This window comes from Solibacillus isronensis, from assembly GCF_023715405.1.
Taxonomy (GTDB): domain Bacteria; phylum Bacillota; class Bacilli; order Bacillales_A; family Planococcaceae; genus Solibacillus; species Solibacillus isronensis_B.
In genome coordinates this window covers 535,806-553,655 of record NZ_JAMBOC010000001.1, presented here as the reverse complement: position 1 = coordinate 553,655, position 17,850 = coordinate 535,806, and the positions used below count along the sequence as shown (strand labels likewise).

General features: G+C 41.3%; 15 protein-coding genes. 2 read left to right on the top strand and 13 right to left on the bottom strand.

What is annotated here, in order from left to right:
- Positions 1-223: 223 nt before the first annotated feature.
- The 10 genes from M3166_RS02700 to M3166_RS02655 all read right to left on the bottom strand — a co-directional run bounded on the left by M3166_RS02700 (position 224) and on the right by M3166_RS02655 (position 13,125).
- Positions 224-1,180, bottom strand: coding sequence for an aromatic acid exporter family protein (locus M3166_RS02700; RefSeq protein ID WP_251687096.1), 957 nt, complete (start codon positions 1,178-1,180; stop codon positions 224-226).
- Between the two features lie 77 nt (positions 1,181-1,257).
- Positions 1,258-1,698 carry a BrxA/BrxB family bacilliredoxin gene (locus M3166_RS02695; RefSeq protein ID WP_251687094.1) on the bottom strand — a complete coding sequence of 147 codons (441 nt, stop codon included), beginning with the start codon at positions 1,696-1,698 and terminating at the stop codon, positions 1,258-1,260.
- 78 nt (positions 1,699-1,776) lie between these two features.
- Positions 1,777-2,865, bottom strand: coding sequence for a methylmalonyl Co-A mutase-associated GTPase MeaB (gene meaB / locus M3166_RS02690; RefSeq protein ID WP_251689995.1), 1,089 nt, complete (start codon positions 2,863-2,865; stop codon positions 1,777-1,779).
- 2 nt (positions 2,866-2,867) lie between these two features.
- Positions 2,868-5,018, bottom strand: a complete 2,151-nt coding sequence (gene scpA / locus M3166_RS02685) for a methylmalonyl-CoA mutase (RefSeq protein ID WP_251687092.1) — start codon at positions 5,016-5,018, stop codon at positions 2,868-2,870.
- The gene (locus M3166_RS02680; protein WP_353056547.1) at positions 5,015-6,697 is read right to left on the bottom strand and encodes a methylmalonyl-CoA mutase family protein; all 1,683 of its coding nucleotides are present in this window, start codon (positions 6,695-6,697) and stop codon (positions 5,015-5,017) included. Before M3166_RS02680 ends, scpA begins: the two co-directional genes overlap by 4 nt.
- A gap of 126 nt (positions 6,698-6,823) precedes the next feature.
- Positions 6,824-8,182, bottom strand: coding sequence for a dihydrolipoamide acetyltransferase family protein (locus M3166_RS02675; protein ID WP_251687088.1), 1,359 nt, complete (start codon positions 8,180-8,182; stop codon positions 6,824-6,826).
- Between the two features lie 369 nt (positions 8,183-8,551).
- On the bottom strand, positions 8,552-9,535 hold the full coding sequence (locus M3166_RS02670) for an alpha-ketoacid dehydrogenase subunit beta (protein WP_251687086.1): 984 nt from the start codon (positions 9,533-9,535) through the stop codon (positions 8,552-8,554).
- Complete coding sequence (locus M3166_RS02665; protein WP_079527564.1) at positions 9,535-10,545, bottom strand: thiamine pyrophosphate-dependent dehydrogenase E1 component subunit alpha; 1,011 nt, start codon at positions 10,543-10,545, stop codon at positions 9,535-9,537. The genes M3166_RS02670 and M3166_RS02665 overlap by 1 nt, the downstream gene beginning before the upstream one ends.
- Positions 10,546-10,565: 20 nt before the next feature.
- Positions 10,566-11,975 carry a dihydrolipoyl dehydrogenase gene (gene lpdA / locus M3166_RS02660; RefSeq protein ID WP_251687084.1) on the bottom strand — a complete coding sequence of 470 codons (1,410 nt, stop codon included), beginning with the start codon at positions 11,973-11,975 and terminating at the stop codon, positions 10,566-10,568.
- A 55-nt stretch (positions 11,976-12,030) separates the two neighbouring features.
- Positions 12,031-13,125 (bottom strand): Leu/Phe/Val dehydrogenase, encoded by a 1,095-nt coding sequence (locus tag M3166_RS02655; protein WP_251687082.1) that lies wholly within the window; start codon positions 13,123-13,125, stop codon positions 12,031-12,033.
- A gap of 403 nt (positions 13,126-13,528) precedes the next feature.
- Between M3166_RS02655 and M3166_RS02650 the strand changes: the two genes are divergently transcribed.
- Positions 13,529-13,762 (top strand): DUF2627 domain-containing protein, encoded by a 234-nt coding sequence (locus M3166_RS02650; RefSeq protein ID WP_251687080.1) that lies wholly within the window; start codon positions 13,529-13,531, stop codon positions 13,760-13,762.
- A gap of 162 nt (positions 13,763-13,924) precedes the next feature.
- Here M3166_RS02650 and M3166_RS02645 read toward each other — a convergent pair whose 3' ends face one another.
- The 3 genes from M3166_RS02645 to M3166_RS02635 all read right to left on the bottom strand — a co-directional run bounded on the left by M3166_RS02645 (position 13,925) and on the right by M3166_RS02635 (position 16,805).
- Positions 13,925-14,650, bottom strand: a complete 726-nt coding sequence (locus M3166_RS02645; protein ID WP_251687078.1) for a glycerophosphodiester phosphodiesterase — start codon at positions 14,648-14,650, stop codon at positions 13,925-13,927.
- On the bottom strand, positions 14,650-16,164 hold the full coding sequence (locus M3166_RS02640; RefSeq protein WP_251687076.1) for a DUF342 domain-containing protein: 1,515 nt from the start codon (positions 16,162-16,164) through the stop codon (positions 14,650-14,652). Before M3166_RS02640 ends, M3166_RS02645 begins: the two co-directional genes overlap by 1 nt.
- A 206-nt stretch (positions 16,165-16,370) precedes the next feature.
- Positions 16,371-16,805: a hypothetical protein gene (locus M3166_RS02635; protein WP_251687074.1), complete on the bottom strand. Its 435-nt coding sequence runs from the start codon at positions 16,803-16,805 to the stop codon at positions 16,371-16,373.
- Between the two features lie 363 nt (positions 16,806-17,168).
- Between M3166_RS02635 and M3166_RS02630 the strand changes: the two genes are divergently transcribed.
- Entirely contained in the window at positions 17,169-17,642 is a 474-nt protein-coding gene (locus tag M3166_RS02630; protein ID WP_251687072.1) for a DNA polymerase III subunit alpha, read from the top strand.
- Positions 17,643-17,850: the final 208 nt, after the last annotated feature.

Below are 17,850 nucleotides of genomic sequence, written 5' to 3'. Positions count from 1 at the left end.
TTAATTCATCCGGTTTCTGAAGTTGATTTCCATTCCGGGTCGGACGCTTTCCGCGGGCCCGAGGCCAACACGATGTTGGTCACAAAAGCGTTGCCACAGGACGTGGCGTTCTTAGCTTTTCTTCCTATTGCTCTCCCTCGGGCTGTTCCCGCTGGAGTCGCCTCCCCTTCATTCCAATCAATTTGCATTTAAATCAAAAGTTGCCATCCCATCATGTTCCGTTTTATTTCATCCCCTTGAACGATTGCTTGATGACCAGGTATTCATCCATTTCTTCGATGAACTGGTACAACGCAGCCATTGCGAGGAATGTTTCGTGATCATTTGGCAATGGCATTTTGGCGAACTCTTCTTTTACTTTGTCGAGTTTTTCCAAAAAGCGGCTTGCCGTATTTCCTGAATGGACATGTTCGCTCAAGTCTTCCATGAAGGCTGCAATTAATGTAGCCTGCTCTGTCATTACCGGCAGTGTCGTAATTTTCGGCAACACGCGCTCTATAATTTCCAGCTGTCTTTCACGCATATCAAAATACAGATAAAATGTATTTTCTTTACGAGTCACGTGGTTTTCAACATCTTGGAATGCCAGCGCTTTTCCTGCCTCGACCACTTTCGCCATCTCAATCAGTTCGTGACCGTCCCATAATGTATCGCCATCTCTTAGATACCCTGCAATTTCTGCAAGAATTTTCTTCAATAACGACTCCAATTTTTCGCGGTGGTAATACAGGCCCTGCTGGATATCCGGCATGTACATATTTACGACTAAACCAACCCCATAACCGATTGCCATTAAGTAAAATTCATTAATTAGCAGATCGACCGTAAAATTGCCGGTCAAATAAATGTGCATCATAATCACCGAACTTGAGATAAACCCTTCCACAACCTTTAGTGAAACGATTGTCGGAATGAAAAGAATCATAACAACCCCTAAAACAATCGGCGAATAACCGAATATTTCGAAAAATATAAATGCATAAGTAATCCCGATAAATGTTGAAACAATACGGGTGTACACTGCATGGAGAGATTTACGTTTTGTTGGTTGAATGCTTAAAATCGTCAGAATACCAGCTGCCGTGAAAAACTGCAAATCAAAATATTGGGCAATTGCTATCGCAACAGCAGCACCAATGGCTGTTTTTAAAGTACGATAGCCGATTGAAAATTTCTTCATATCGGTTGAACTCCCCCGTTATAGCTGTGCAGCGGGTACGTTCAATACGCACCCGTTACACAATAACTCTAGTAGTATTAGATTTCTTCGCAGTTTTCCTCGAAGTGCCCTTGAAGGTTTGTTACAACACTCATTGGGTCATGTCCTTCGATTTCGAAGCGGCCAACTTCTCCTACAACTTGTCCATCTTTCAATAAAATGAATGATGGTGATGATGGGATGTGATCTTCACCGAAATAATAACGTGCAGCTGCTGTTGCCTCTTTATCTTGACCAGCAAATACTGTTACTAAATGGTCAGGACGTTTATCGTAATGTACAGCATGTGTTGCTGCTGGACGTGCAATACCGCCAGCACAACCACATACAGAATTCACCATAACAAGAGTTGTTCCTTTACGAGCAAACGCTGCTTCCACATCTTCCGGAGTGCGCAGTTGTTCATAACCTGCTGCTTCCATCTCTGCACGTGCAGTCGTTGTAATTTGTTGCATAAATAAATCATAATCCATGTTCATAAGCTTTTTAGCCCCTTTCTATGTTCCTTTTTATCATAGCAAGGTTACGAAAGATGTGCAAAGACTGTTGATTATCATTCATTTATTTTCATCTTTTTCGCCAAATAGTGCATTAACACCTTGTGTAACCGTCAGTTGGCCATGCAATATTTCTTCCTCAAGTGTCCGGACCTGCTTTTTGCGTTCCGGATTTTTATAGAACGAATCTATTAAATGATCGGTAATCATTGTATGGAACCAGTCGCGCGTTTGTTCATGGCGACGTGTCGTCCAATAATTCGATTGCTTAATCGTCTGCTCAAATTCCATCAGCATATCCCATACTTTGTCGAGCCCCGTTTTTTCAAGGGACGATACGGTCAGTGACGTACTGAGCCATCCAGGAGTCGATGGCTGAAGGAAATGAAGGATCTGCTTGTATTCCTGCATTGTCCGGCGTGCAGGGCGCATATTGTCACCGTCCGCTTTATGAACGATAATGCCGTCTGCAAGCTCCATAATGCCCTTCTTCATCCCTTGAAGCTCATCTCCCGCACCTGTTAAGACTAGCAGCAGGAAGAAGTCGACCATGCCGCGCACATACGTTTCACTCTGACCGACACCGACTGTTTCAATCAAAATGACGTCATAGCCTGCCGCTTCACATAACAGCATCGTTTCGCGGGACTTTTTATGGACACCGCCTAATGTACCGGCACTCGGTGATGGACGGACAAAGGCATTTTCCTGGCGTACCAGTTCTTCCATTCGTGTTTTGTCCCCTAAAATACTGCCGCCTGAAAGCGAAGAGCTCGGGTCGATTGCAAGAACCGCAACGCGCTTGCCCATTTTGCACAGCATCGTACCGAATGCTTCGATAAACGAACTTTTCCCCGCACCCGGTACACCGGTGATGCCAATACGGATTGAATTGCCCGTATAAGGCAACAGCTCCTGCAGCAGCTTCTGTGCTTCTTCCTTATGGGCATTGTTCGAGCTTTCAATGAGCGTAATCGCTTTTGCGAGCGAAGTACGGTTACCCGCACGTACTTCGCCAGCCAGCGTCTGTAGATCAAGTGCTTCCTGCTTTTTTTTCCGGAACCTTTTCGGGTTTGAATAGCTCATACCATCATGACCACCCTTCACACCATCCATGACAAATAAAGCGCTTTTCTCGTCTTGTGGCATCACTACTCTGCCACTTCCTCATAACCTAACTTTTTATAAATTTCTTCTATAATGCGGATCGCCGATACTGGAATCACAGTACCTGGCCCGAAGATCGCCGCAGCACCTGCTTCATACAGGAACTCATAGTCTTGAGCCGGGATTACCCCGCCGCAAATGACGATAATGTCCTCGCGACCTAATTTCTTCAATTCAGCTACAAGTTCAGGCACTAATGTTTTATGACCTGCTGCTAAAGAAGATACTCCGATACAGTGTACATCGTTTTCATTTGCCATTTGTGCAGTTTCTTCCGGTGTCATGAACAACGGAGAAATATCGACATCGAAACCTAAGTCCGCATAACCAGTTGCAACAACCTTCGCACCACGGTCATGTCCGTCTTGTCCCATCTTCGCCACTAAAATACGTGGACGGCGACCTTCTGCTTCCAGGAAGTCTTCTGTCATTTGCTTCACTTCAGAAATCATTTCATCATCCGAGAAGTTTGCAGAGTAGACACCAGAAATTGAACGGATAACCGCTTTATGACGGCCAGATACTGCTTCAATCGCATCCGAAATTTCACCTAATGATGCACGTGCTCTTGCTGCATCCACTGCAACAACTAATAAGTTTTCAGAGCCGTCTTCAGCCGCTTTTGTTAAACGTGCTAAATGTTTTTGTACTTCCACTTCATCACGTGTAGCCTTCATTTTTTCAAGACGAGCAATTTGTGATTCGCGTACGATCGCATTGTCGATATCCAAAATGTCGATTGGATCTTCTTCTGCAAGGCGGTATTTGTTTACGCCGACAATCGTCTCTGTTTTTGAATCGATTTTCGCCTGACGTTTAGCCGCTGCTTCCTCAACTTTCATTTTTGGAAGTCCTGTCTCAATCGCTTTCGCCATTCCGCCAAGAGCTTCGATTTCTTCGATTAATGCCCATGCTTTTTCTGTCAGCTCTTCTGTCAGCTTTTCAACATAGTACGAGCCGCCCCATGGATCGATTACTTTAGTCATTCCTGTTTCTTCTTGCAGGAATAGCTGTGTATTACGTGCAATTCGAGCCGAGAAGTCCGTCGGTAAAGCAATTGCTTCGTCCAGTGCGTTCGTATGAAGCGACTGTGTATGGCCCATTGCAGCCGCGTTCGCTTCGATCAATGTACGTGTTACGTTATTGAATGGATCTTGTTCCGTTAAACTCCAGCCTGATGTTTGCGAGTGTGTACGCAATGCAAGAGCCTTCGAGTTTTTCGGTTTGAATGTAGACATCATTTGTGCCCAAATACGGCGAGCTGCACGCATTTTCGCAACTTCCATGTAATAGTTCATGCCAATCGCCCAGAAGAACGATAAACGCGGTGCAAATGCATCAATGTCAATGCCAGCTTTTAAACCAGTCCGTACATATTCAAGACCGTCAGCCAATGTATACGCAAGCTCGATATCATTTGTCGCACCCGCTTCTTGAATATGGTAACCCGAAATAGAAATCGAATTGAATTTCGGCATGAATTTCGCGGTATATTCAAAAATGTCTGCAATAATTTTCATCGACATTGCCGGTGGATAAATATATGTGTTACGTACCATATATTCTTTTAAAATGTCGTTTTGGATCGTACCGGCCAATTTATCAGGCGATACTCCTTGTTCTTCAGCTGCAACGATGTAAAACGCAAGAATCGGTAATACTGCACCGTTCATCGTCATCGATACCGACATTTGATCAAGTGGAATGCCGTCGAATAAAATTTTTGCATCTTCTACTGAATCGATCGCAACGCCGGCTTTTCCGACATCCCCTGTTACACGAGGGTGATCCGAGTCATAACCGCGGTGTGTTGCCAGGTCAAATGCGACTGAAAGCCCTTTTTGACCCATTGCCAAGTTACGACGGTAAAAGGCATTTGATTCTTCCGCAGTCGAGAAACCTGCATATTGACGCACTGTCCATGGACGCGCTACATACATTGTCGGATATGGACCACGTGTATTTGGTGCAATACCAGCCACATCATTCAAATGTTTTGCGTCTTGAATATCTTCTTTATTGTAAACCGAATTCACTTCAATGCCTTCATTTGTCACGTACGAGCCTGTAGAAGTAAGTTGCTCTTGTTTTAATACATCTTCAATGACAACCGTTGCGAAATTTGCTTTACTCATTGTTGTACCCCCTTCACGCTCATTACGACATCCGACAGCTTGCGGGCGATGTTCTGACCTGCATAAATAAAGCCGTTTAAGCCATTTGCAGTCCACGCCGCTTCATCTTCTTTATATTTACCTGCTGCATCCAATACAACCGTTTGTTTTTTGTTTTCTAGTAATGCCGGAACAATGGCTTTTGTATCTTCATCCGTTGCTGCTACGACTACATAGTCATAGTCGGCACTTGCAAGCCAAGTTGTTGCATCTTCAATTGTTTGGAAGCCTGCTGTTTGATATGCTACAACACCCGCTGTCGCAAAGTATCCTTGTACAAAATCTGCACGCGGCTTGTAGTTTTTCAGTTCGCCGAATGTTAAGATTGCTGCCTTGATTCCAGTTTGTGCATAAGTGGCACGTAAGTTTTCAAATGGAATGGCAAGACGTTTTACACCTGCAAATTGAGCATTTTCAGGTGTTGCTACTGTATCTTGCGGGTTTGCATAAATGTTCGTACCGATTAGTGAATGCTTGCGTGTCTCCACTTGCTTCATGCGCGCCTGATACACTTCCTCAATTTGAGCATTGATACCGTATGCTTCCAATCCGCCAGCAATTTCGATTTCCAAAAACAGTGCCCATGCTTCTTTTACATAGTCAGCTGTTAGTGATTCGATAAAGTACGAACCGCCTGATGGATCGATGACATTAGTTACATGTGACTCTTCTTTCGTAACAAGGGAAACATTGCGCGCAATACGGATCGATTGCCCTGATACACCTGTCAATGCATCATGCGGATGTACCGTAATAACATCTGCACCGCCGATTGCCGCTGAGAACGCTTCATTGCCTGCACGTAATAAGTTTACATAAACATCATATTTCGAGAAGCTGCGTACCGAAGTTTCCACTACGACCGGGACAGCGCTTGCTTCATTGCCGAATGCTGAAGCAAACGCTTTCCATAATACTTTGAATGCACGAAGTTTTGCTACTTCTGCAAAGAATTGCGTATCGACAGCGAACTGTACGAAAAACTTCTGTTCAAATGCTTTAAAATCTTCAGCCGTATTCGCAAGTTTAGCTGCTTGCGCAAGCGCAATAGCAAGCTCTTGAACCGCATTAGCGCCATCATTATGGAATGGAATCGTATTTGCACAAAACGTGCGGACGTTTGGATAGTCAGCTAATTCTAATGTTTCAGGTGAAACAATATAGCCTACAACGTCTTTACGTTTAGCTTCGTCAATATATTTGAATACATCCAGCACTGCATCTTCAGCAGAAGCGACGATAAATTTAAATGAATTTTCCGATAAATAAGAAGCGAGTTTTTCGCTGTCTTGTTCAGACCAGTCAAATGCAACCGGGCTGTTGATTGTAATCATTTCATTGCCGCGTGATAAGCTATCCTCGATATTGGCAAAAAAGCTGGCTGCATCATTGCCGGCGATTTGCTGTGCAACAGTGAAGCTCGTCTGTTTTGTTAAAGAACGGATTGTTGATACTTGTTTCTCCAGTTGGTCTCCCAATTTTTCGATTAAGCTTTCTTCTGTATAAAGTGGGTCAAGCGTGATATTTTCAATTGTCTTTGTAAATAAGGATTCAAACGGTTTTCCTTTTAATGCTTTTACCGCTTCTTCCTTCCACTGCTCATAGCTAGCTGTTTGAAATTCGATCTCTTTCATATTCATTGACATGTGGTCGCTAAGTAGCTTCCCCCCTTGTTATATTTCTGTACTATAGTTTACACGAGAATGTTCTGACAATAAAGAGAAAAAAAACGTGAAAGCCTTATTTTACAGGCTTTCACGGCATTTTTAGTAGACTGACATCTTCTGTTTATCGACATTTTCGAGAATTTCTTTCACACGAGATAAGAATTTACCACAAATCATGCCATCTAAAATTCTATGATCTAAAGATAAACATAAATTTACCATAGAGCGTGGAGCAATCATATTACCCTGTACTATTACAGGTCTTTTTACAATACTTTCCACCTGCAAAATTGCTGCCTGTGGATGATTGATAATGCCCATCGACTGAACAGAACCAAATGATCCGGTATTGTTGACTGTAAATGTACCACCTTGCATATGTTCCAATTTCAGTTTTCCGTTGCGTACAAGATGTGCATATTCATGAATTTCCTTCGCGATGCCTTTAATCGATTTTTCATCGACATTTTTGATAACCGGCACGAATAGTGCATCATCAGTAGCTACAGCAATCGATAAATTAATATCTTTCTTTTGAATAATTTTATCTTCCGCCCATACAGAGTTGATGATCGGGAATTCTTTTAGCGCCTGGGAGACCGCTTTTAGGAAAAATGCAAAATACGTCAGGTTGAAGCCTTCTTTTTTCTTGAAATCTTCTTTTATGCTGTCACGGTATTCAACAAGCTCTGTCACATCGACTTCCATCATCATCCATGCATGCGGAATTTCATGTGCGCTACGCAGCATATTTTTCGCAATTGCTTTACGGACTTGCGTAACCGGAATTTCAATATCTCCAGCAGCAACAGGGATTTCCTGTTTCGGCTGAGGCGACGATACCGGTTCTTGTGTAGAGCCTTGTGCTGACTCTTGCGAAGACGATTCTTGTTTTGGCTCCGCGAATGCTGTTGGTTGTTCGTCATTCGAAATATCCTGACTTGTCGGCTTACCCGCAGCAACATAGGCTTCAACATCTTTTCTTGTGATCCGATTGCCGACACCTGTGCCGGTAATTTGGGCCAAGTCGACATCGTGTTCATTGGCCAATGCTAAAACTGCAGGTGAAAAACGACCAGGCTTGCGTTCTGTGCGCACCGGTTTGTCTTCTTTTTTTGCTGCTGGTTTTTCTTCTTCTTTTTTCTGTGGGCCGGCATTTAGAATTGCCGAGCTGACATTCGAGCTTTTTTCTACTGGTGCTGGCGGCATTTCTGAGCCTTCCACTTCAATCGCGCATACAACTGCGCCTACCGGCAATGTTTCGCCTTCGTTTGCGATTAATTCTGTAATTACCCCTGCAAACGAAGAAGGGATTTCGGCATTAACTTTATCTGTTGTTACTTCTGCTAATGGATCATATTTATTTACTTTGTCTCCCACTTGGACAAGCCAGCGTTCAATCTTACCTTCTGTCACACTTTCTCCAAGTTGCGGCATGACGATATTTTGAATTGTCATTAAACAATCCCCCTTTAACTAATAGGCTTAATTTCAAAAAAGTTGCAAGCCAAATATAGATACTTGAATTAAATAAGGGCATCTCAAAATATATGAGTTGATTTCCATTTCAGGGAGGACGCTTTCCGCGGGCCCGGCTCGAGCCTGTAGTCTCTCCCACAGGCTGTTCCCGCAGGAAGCTTGCTTGTGACTGTCGCTTACGCTTTCGTCACAGAGAAAATCTTGTAGCGAAAGGCGCTAGCCGTCAGCTTGTGTTTTAGCAGTGCGAAAGGTGAAACCGTCAGCACGATCACTCGCCTCCCTTCCATTCCAATCAACTCTTTTCTCTACAAAATTGTAGCTTAAATATTCTGTCCCTTATTCTATTAACTAGAATTCAGCGAGTTCGCGAATTGCCTTTTCTACTTTGTCGGGATTAATCATGAAGAACTTTTCCATTGTTGGTGCGTATGGCATTGCAGGTACATCCGGTCCCGCGAGACGCTTGATCGGTGCATCCAGTTCAAATAGGCAATGCTCTCCAATGATGGCCGCCACTTCACTTATAATGCTGCCTTCTTTATTGTCCTCTGTGATAAGAAGGATTTTCCCTGTTTTTCTTGCTGCTTCAATAATGGCTTCTTGATCTAACGGGTAAACGGTACGCAAATCTAAAATGTGCGTTTCGATGCCGTCTTTTGCCAGGCGTTCTGCTGCCTGCAATGCAAAATGTACTGCAAGACCGTACGTAATGACGGTTACATCATCACCTTCGCGCTTCACATCGGCTTTTCCGATCGGCAATGTATAATCATCTGTCGGCACTTCACCTTTAATAAGACGGTATGCACGTTTATGTTCGAAAAACAGTACCGGATCCGGATCGCGAATGGCTGCTTTTAACAGGCCTTTTGCATCATATGGTGTTGACGGAATGACAATCTTCAATCCAGGAGTCCCTGCAAACATCGCTTCAACCGATTGTGAGTGATAAAGGGCACCATGAATTCCCCCACCAAACGGAGCACGCACAACTAAAGGACAGCTCCAGTCATTGTTTGAGCGGTAACGAATTTTTGCCGCTTCCGAAACAATCTGGTTTACAGCAGGCATAATAAAGTCCGCAAACTGCATTTCAGCAATCGGACGCATGCCATACATCGCTGCACCGATTGCAACACCGGCAATCGCACTTTCCGCTAACGGTGTATCCAGTACACGTGCTTCGCCGAATTTGTCATACAGACCTGTTGTCGCTTTGAAAACGCCGCCTTTTAACCCAACATCTTCACCTAATACGAAGACGCGGTCATCTCGCTCCATTTCTTCTTTCATCGCTAAGTTAATCGCATCAATATAAGAAATTACCGGCATTACGCATCTTCTCCTTCCGCATACACAAAACGCAATGCATGTTCTGGCGAGGCATAGGCTGCATTTTCTGCATAATCTGTCGCTTCATTGACAGTATCCATAATTTTTTTGTTCATTTCTTCCAATAGCGCATCATCCGCTATACCGTTGTCTTTTAAGTATGTTTCAAATAAAATAATCGGGTCTTTTGCTTTTCCTTCTGCAATATCCTCAGCTGTACGATATTGACGATCATCATCATCCGAAGAATGGGCTGTCAATCGGAACGAAACCGTTTCGATCAGTGAAGGCCCTTCACCGCGACGTGCACGATCAGCCGCTTCTTTCACCACTTTGTATACTTCCAGCGGATTTTTGCCGTCTACCGTTACACCAGGCATCCCGTAGCCGATTGCACGGTCTGACACTTGTGCACAGCCCAATTGGCGCTCAACCGGTACAGAAATTGCATATTGGTTGTTTTCTACCATGATAATAACCGGCAATTTATGCACACCCGCAAAGTTTGCTCCTTCATGGAAGTCCCCTTGGTTTGACGAACCTTCACCGAGCGTTACAAATGTGATAAAGTCCTTTTGCTGCATTTTTCCTGCAAGTGCAACACCGACCGCGTGCGGTACTTGTGTCGTTACAGGAGAAGAACCCGTAAGTATACGATTTTTCTTTTGCCCGAAGTGCCCCGGCATTTGACGCCCGCCAGAGTTCGGATCTTCCGCTTTCGCAAACGCCGAAAGCATTAAATCTTTAGCCGTCATCCCAAAATGAAGGACAACCCCCATATCACGATAGTACGGCGCAATATAATCCTTTGTATGATCAAGGGCAAAGGCAGCACCTACTTGAGCCGCCTCCTGTCCTTGGCATGAAATAACAAATGGTATTTTGCCTGCACGGTTTAACAGCCACATCCGCTCATCAATACGGCGTGCCATTAACATTGTTTCGTACATTTTCAGTACATCTTCATCCGTTAATCCCAATTGTTCATGTGTAATATTAGTGTCCGTCATAAAATACCCCCTTGTCGCTGTTAAAAATGAATTGCTTTGCCTTCAATCGCCAGTGCGGCTTCCCCAATAATTTCGCTTAGCGAAGGATGCAAATGCACCATCTGTCCAACTTCCCATGGTGAGGCATTTAAAAACAAGCCAAGTGCAGCTTCAGAAATTAAATCCGTTGCATGCGGTCCGATTAAATGGACGCCGACAACATCATTCGAACTTTCATCGGCAACTACTTTCACAAAGCCTGCTGTTTCACCATACACAATCGCTTTACCGATCGCTTTAAACGGGAATGTTGTTGTCACAACTTTATAGCCGTTGTTTTTCGCTTGCTCTTCCGTAAGGCCGACACTTGCGACTTCCGGATTACTGTAGACGCCTCGTGCAATATTTGCATAATGCAGTGGAATCGAATTCTGTCCCGCAATATGCTCGACAGCACGTATTCCTTCATGTGAAGCAACATGTGCCAACTGCATTCCACCGATAACATCTCCTATAGCATATATATGACGTTCTTTCGTCTGGAAATGTTCGTTTACTGAAATATATCCATTGTCCAGTTCGATTTCCGTATTCTCCAAGCCGATGTTTGACGTGTTCGCTATCCTTCCAACTGATAGTAAAAGTGCTTCCGCTGAAATGGTTTCATCATTCACTTGTAGTGATACATTTTCCTTTGTATCAATTGCGGAAGGATCAAGTTTTACATTGAAATGAACATTCACCCCGCGCTTTTTCAAAGATTTCAGCATCTCCGCGGAAATGGCTGCATCTTCAGTCGGCAACAAACGATCACCTAGCTCGATAATCGTGACTTCAACATCGAAATCAGTGAGCATTGACGCCCATTCGACACCAATTACGCCACCACCGATAATAATAGCTGACTTCGGGAGCTTTTCGATTGTCAGGAATTCATCTGATGTGAATACTTTTTTCCCATCAACTTTCAATCCGTCCAATGTTCGAGGGCGAGAACCCGTCGCAATGATGACGTTTTGCGGCACAAGCATTTCATTCTCTGTGCCATCATTCATTTCCACTGAAATCGTACCTGGCATCGGCGAGAAAATAGATGGTCCTAAAATGCGGCCGAAACCATCATATACGTCGATCTTTCCTTTTTTCATCAAGTGCTGGACACCTTTGTAAAGCTTATCTACAACGGTAGCCTTTCTTTGTTGGACACGTTCAAAATCGATTTTGACGTCATTTACTTCCACCCCAAAATCAAGTGCCTTTTTCGATTGCACATATACTTCCGCACTTCGGAGCAATGCTTTAGTTGGAATACAGCCCGCATGCAGGCATGTACCCCCCATTTTATTTTTTTCGACGATTGCCGTTTTCAATCCGAGCTGTGACGCACGAATCGCGGCTACATAACCGCCTGTGCCTCCGCCTAAAATAACGACATCATAATCTTTCGCCATAACCGACACCCCTTTTTCCAGTTACAAAATCAATTTCTTCTTTCGTAATCGCGTATTAGCGACCGTTTAAAATATTTTTTTCGTTTTGAAGGAACTGACTGCGGGATTTTGCTACACGAGCAATACGCTCTTCTGCCAAACGGTTTGCTGCTAAATATGTTGGAATATCTTCTTCTTTTGAAATTGCAAAAATCTTTTCCAAGCTTGTGTAGATCGTTTCTACACGCTTCATTGCACGCTCGCGATTATAGCCGTATAACTCGTCTGCTACGTTAATAACCCCACCTGCATTAATCACATAATCCGGTGCATAAACAATCCCTAAATCATGCAGTACTTTACCATGTCTTGATTCTGCCAGCTGATTGTTTGCAGATCCAGCAATAACCTTCGCTTTGAATGTCGGAATCGTCTGATCATTGACAATTGCGCCAAGAGCACATGGTGAGAAAATATCCACATCTTGTGCGTAAATTTCATCAGGTGCTACAGCTACTGCTCCAAAGTCTGCAACGACACGATCGATTGCTTGCTGATTAATGTCAGTTACGATTAGTTTCGCTCCTTCTTTATGCAAGTATTCACATAATGTGTACGCAACATTCCCAAGACCTTGAACTGCTACTTTACGGCCTGCCAGCGAGTCATCTCCAAATGCTTCTTTCGCTGCTGCCTTCATCCCTAAAAATACACCATACGCTGTAATTGGTGAAGGATTGCCAGAGCTGCCGAATGCCGGAGAAATACCTGTTACATAATTTGTTTCTTCATGAATTAAATCCATATCTGCAACCGTTGTACCGACATCTTCTGCCGTAATATATCGACCATTCAAACCTTGAATGAAACGTCCTAATGCACGGAACATTTCTTCATTTTTATCCTTGAACGGATCTCCAATAATAACTGTTTTACCGCCACCTAAATTTAAGCCTGCCGCCGCATTTTTATAAGTCATACCGCGTGCTAGACGAAGTGCATCTTCAATAGCTGCTTCCTCTGAGGCATATGTCCACATGCGCGAACCCCCAAGAGCTGGTCCCAATGTTGTATCATGAATAGCAATAACCGCTTTTAACCCCGATGCCTCATCTTGGCAAAAGACTACTTGTTCAAAATCATATTTCTGCATGTACTTGAAAATTTCCATAACACTATACCCCTCCACTCAAGAAAGCGCTTACTTTCTCGTATATTATTATTTTCTGTTAATTAAAGATAATAAATACTTAAATTTGTATAATTTTATTATCGTTATTTTTACAATACTTATAAATCTAAAAGGATGCAACTAGAAATCCTTAATTTGATTTAAATTAGAATATTCGGACAATTTTTACGCGAAATCAAATTTGAAAATCACGCAAAATTACTTTCGAAAACACTATTTCAATATAGTAATTTAAGTTTTATTGGACTCATCCCATATTTCCATTCTATGAATCTATACCCGATTATTGACTTTCTCTGCCTGCATTGTAAAATTAAGTGATACTAAAAATAATCTGAGACATTGTTTCATTTACTGTTTTTTGTCTGAAGGAGGTCTGTAAATGGCACGTATGGCTGCATTTATCGTACTAGTCATTCCCGCAATTTTAATGGCTGCCGGGATAAAATTTATGCGAGACACATTATTCGGTATTTTAATTTCACCATTTCCTTGGATTTGGTTACAATTCGTCGTCGGTGCCATATTCTTTGCCGTTTCATTTTTATTTTTTGCAGGGTTTTTACTGTACCGGGATCGCAAGCGTGGTAAAGTATCGGAGCGCTGGCAGAAATAAAGACAAAACAAAAAATCAAATTTCTCTTTATAGGGAAATTTGATTTTTTTCGTATATTCAGTTAATTCTTCAATGAAGAAGAGTAATGTTATTCTGGCATTCCACAAAATTATTAGGGTAAAAGTAAATAGGGAATCACTTCCATATTTCATTTAAATAAAATCAAACTTGTCGATTTTTCTGGGCTTCCTGAACTAAATGCGGAAAATCCGTAATCCACCCTTTTACAATCGAATGGGGAGTTTTTAAGAATGATTCATTTCCCTGGATTGCGTAAAAACGCATGCCGATATTAGCCGTTTTACAGGCCTCTAAATATTGATCTTTATAGTACCGTTTATGTGCATGTATCGCATCGAAAAAATTTTGCTCCGCTAATGTGGCCCAATAGAATTTTCTCGTAATAATATACGCCGTCTCGATGTCCGGGCGAATCTCTTTCACAATCTTTAGCAGAGAATCATGGAATGAAGAGAAATGGCTGTTTTCAGGTAAGCTGATCGTTTGCAGTAATTCCTTCAGAACATGCTCATTCGTTAATAGCGACTCTTTCAGCTCTACATTCAACGCAATATTTTCGGCATTCGCCCATTCCAGTACGTCGGCAAAGGCAATCATCCGGTCACGACGAAACAGCCGTTTAAACCGCGGACCTAATTTATAGTGAATGAGCTCGTCATAAGAACACTGATTGACCATTTTATTAATACCGGCCAGTCTCTTTAAGTCATTGTCATGGAATACCACTAAAATTCCATCATTTGAAACTTGGAGATCCAGTTCAATGCCATCTGCCCCAAGTTCTTTCGCTTTTTTAAAGGCAGCAAACGTATTTTCTAAGTGAAAGCTTGATGCCCCTCGGTGGGCAAAAATGGGTATGTTATTCATTATACATTCAACTCTCCATTTTCTATTAAAAATCGTCCATTTGTTATAGACGTCAAAACAGTGGACTTTTTGCCAATCTGTATATATGTACCAGGATATGCTTCTTTCGTCACATGAATCTCTGCTTTACTAACTTTGCGTAAATCGTTCATTAATTGTTTAATTTCCCGATCTAAATTCTGCGCTGTTTCTTTATTGGAAGCGAGCTTTTGTTTTGTGAGCTCCAATGCCGCCAATTGTCGTGGTGTTAACGTATGTATAACAGGAAGGATGCGTTCTATTTGTGCCTCAAGCTGCACCATATCTTCATGCATTGATTTTAGCAGCGATGCCTTGTATTGAATGACCTCAAGACTTTGTGCTCTGTTTATGCTAATAATGATTAATTCAGTCGGTCTTTCCAGTCGGTTTCCTGTAAACGCCGAAACGATTGTACTTTTTGCGATTGCAGTCCCACCGATGATTTTCCCTTTCCGCTCATCAACCAAAATGGAATGTGCAGTCAAATTTGAACCTAACGAATAAAATCCAATATTCAGATTTTGACCTGCGACTAAATGGGCATCATTTACATGTTTAACGAATATATCTCCGGCAGCTTCTACAAGTGTTTCGCCTAAACCGAATATGCCTCCTCGAATAAAAATATCCCCGTAAAGGGACTTAATCAGTTTTGCGCCGGATACACCTTCTGGATGTTCGATTGAAATATCACCATTTGCAACAACGGAAAAGCCTGGCTGGACAGTTCCTTTAATTGAGACAGATCCATTAAATTCAATATTCCCGGTTTCGATGCCGACATCACCGTCAATTGGTAAATGCTGATTCACACTCACCATTCCTTGATGTTCTTCAACTACCCCGCTTATTTTCGAGCGAAGTACCGTTTTTCCCTCTTCTTCAACTTCATAGGCCGATTTCTTGTCATAATTCAACGGCAAATCTCGCCCCAAAGGAGCAGGAATCGATTCCCCATAAATATTTATTCCCGGAATACCTGATTGTGCATGAATTTTCTCACCAAGCCATGCGCCTTCTTCAATTTCATAAATAAAGTTCAAATCATAATAATCCGCTTTGCCATCTTCTCTTATAACCGGTTTTCGCTCAGGTAATTCTAAATAGGTAATTTGTGAATCTTCACCTTTGACAGGCGGTGTTCCTTGCGCAATCAATGTTGCCTTCGCAGTGACAATCGATTCCAGTTTCACATTTAAAATACCGTACGTTATGTTATCTTCAGCTAAAAGCTTCTGAACCTTTTTTTGTATGGATTGCACATTTTCTTTTATATACTCCGCTGTCTCATATACAAAAAGCGATGCTGACATTTTATCTCGGGAAATTTCGATTACAATCGATGGAAGCCATTTACCGATTTCAACCGGGGTGTCAGTCACTTCATTTAGTCCCTCTTTTAATAATGCAAAATTCGTTAATTTAATACGAGGATTTTGGCGCAAAATCGTTTCGAAGTCTTTTAGCATAAAACCTGGCTGTCGGGTTTGCAAATATATTTTCCCCTCATTTTTTATTATTTCAAAAAAGTGATTTTCATGAATAACCATGCCATTCCACCTCCTCATACATTACAGTATATACATATTTCTGATAATTGTTTAGTTAAAAATTGGATTGTAAGGAGGTTTTTTAGCATGTTCTTCAAATTAGCCGAAAAGTATCTGTCTCATAAGTTATAAACATCTATAATATATTATTATAGTGAACGTTGGAATTGGAGTAAATTATGATACATATCTGACAGGTCTTTTAAATATTTTTCATCCCGTGTTTCAATAGCCCTAAGTGTACGATTGATCATTAAAATATCTAGTTCGATGGAATTGGTTAGGTTTTGATGGTTAATATTATTTTCGATAATCTCGTTTCTTAATGTACCCAGCTCATTTAAATAATTTTCAAGCTCAATTTCCATCGTTTGAAGCTGTGTATTACTTAATGTACCGAGCAGTAATATATCGTTATAGCATATCTCACGTTGAACATGTAATTCTTCTTTATATTTTTTTACAACCTCATCCGGAGAATTGGCCGTTGTCGTAGGAGACGCATCAAAATCTTGCGGAAATCTTACTAGCAGAAAAAACGTCAGCACGCCCAGAAGGATCAATACGAATTTCCATCGTTTCATTTATCATCGCTCCTTATTGTTATCCCCCTATTCTACTGTGAAATTATATTAATAATGTGAAATTAATATTAAAATCCTATGACAACAAAAAAAGTGCCCAGCACCAGCTAGACACAAATAGAACAATACGTTTTCAAACATATTATCCAAAGAAAGGAGGTAAAAACGAAGACGAAGAATTTCTTAGCCTTGCTATCTAATTTTACCCGTTGTTATTTTTTGTTAAACGTTAATTACAAATATTTTTATTCACGTAATACGATTTACGATTTACTCAAATTATAGTTTCACAAAGTCTAAAAAATCTCTTTTTAGGTTAAAATACTCATAAATTACCAATGAATGTAAAAGGATGATTATGAAATGAGTGTAATTGTACTTGATAACAAAAGGCTTTTTCTAAAAAGGATTAAAAATTATGAGTTGAATTCAGAAAAAATCTATTATAGAAATGATAAAGCAGAGGAAAGATTTCTTTTCCTGTTCCTTATGAATGAGGATGAACTTTGGAGTGAATATAAGTTCAAATATTTATATATTCAAATGTTTGATGGAAGTGAATATAAATATTTTTCCGATAAAAAATTATATAGAATTTTAAAGAAAATGGATGAATACTTTAAAGAAGCCGGAATTAGTGAGATAGAAGACTGCTCTTATAATAGTTCGGAAGACTGTTACTATGTTAGTGAAGATTTGAAAGAAATAATGGAAACCGATGAGCATCTAGCGCAAGCTATTGATAGTTATGTAATAATCAAGGATACGTTCATATTCGTTGATGAAGACATTTCAATTATAGCGGATAGGATGGATAATTCCTTTGGAACGTTATAAAGATATCGCATGTCATAATGCCATAAAAAAGCCTTCTTAAACTATCGTAAGGAACTGTTTAAGAAGGCATAATTAATAAAGTAATATTCTCGTAATAAAAATAAGATTTCGTGGCAAAACGCACTCAACTAATGATTAACTTGCTACCAATTCAATACGAATTTTGTCCGATCAATATGATAAATTCTGAGTTAGTCGGTTTTGATTT

What these genes read in the sequence shown, in the direction of transcription:
- M3166_RS02700 (WP_251687096.1), bottom strand. Translation starts at nt 1,180, where the DNA reads ATGAAGAAATTTTCAATCGGCTATCGTACTTTAAAAACAGCCATTGGT.
- M3166_RS02695 (WP_251687094.1), bottom strand. Translation starts at nt 1,698, where the DNA reads ATGAACATGGATTATGATTTATTTATGCAACAAATTACAACGACTGCA.
- meaB (WP_251689995.1), bottom strand. Translation starts at nt 2,865, where the DNA reads ATGCCACAAGACGAGAAAAGCGCTTTATTTGTCATGGATGGTGTGAAG.
- scpA (WP_251687092.1), bottom strand. Translation starts at nt 5,018, where the DNA reads ATGAGTAAAGCAAATTTCGCAACGGTTGTCATTGAAGATGTATTAAAA.
- M3166_RS02680 (WP_353056547.1), bottom strand. Translation starts at nt 6,697, where the DNA reads ATGAATATGAAAGAGATCGAATTTCAAACAGCTAGCTATGAGCAGTGG.
- M3166_RS02675 (WP_251687088.1), bottom strand. Translation starts at nt 8,182, where the DNA reads ATGACAATTCAAAATATCGTCATGCCGCAACTTGGAGAAAGTGTGACA.
- M3166_RS02670 (WP_251687086.1), bottom strand. Translation starts at nt 9,535, where the DNA reads ATGCCGGTAATTTCTTATATTGATGCGATTAACTTAGCGATGAAAGAA.
- M3166_RS02665 (WP_079527564.1), bottom strand. Translation starts at nt 10,545, where the DNA reads ATGACGGACACTAATATTACACATGAACAATTGGGATTAACGGATGAA.
- lpdA (WP_251687084.1), bottom strand. Translation starts at nt 11,975, where the DNA reads ATGGCGAAAGATTATGATGTCGTTATTTTAGGCGGAGGCACAGGCGGT.
- M3166_RS02655 (WP_251687082.1), bottom strand. Translation starts at nt 13,125, where the DNA reads ATGGAAATTTTCAAGTACATGCAGAAATATGATTTTGAACAAGTAGTC.
- M3166_RS02650 (WP_251687080.1), top strand. Translation starts at nt 13,529, where the DNA reads ATGGCACGTATGGCTGCATTTATCGTACTAGTCATTCCCGCAATTTTA.
- M3166_RS02645 (WP_251687078.1), bottom strand. Translation starts at nt 14,650, where the DNA reads ATGAATAACATACCCATTTTTGCCCACCGAGGGGCATCAAGCTTTCAC.
- M3166_RS02635 (WP_251687074.1), bottom strand. Translation starts at nt 16,805, where the DNA reads ATGAAACGATGGAAATTCGTATTGATCCTTCTGGGCGTGCTGACGTTT.
- M3166_RS02630 (WP_251687072.1), top strand. Translation starts at nt 17,169, where the DNA reads ATGAGTGTAATTGTACTTGATAACAAAAGGCTTTTTCTAAAAAGGATT.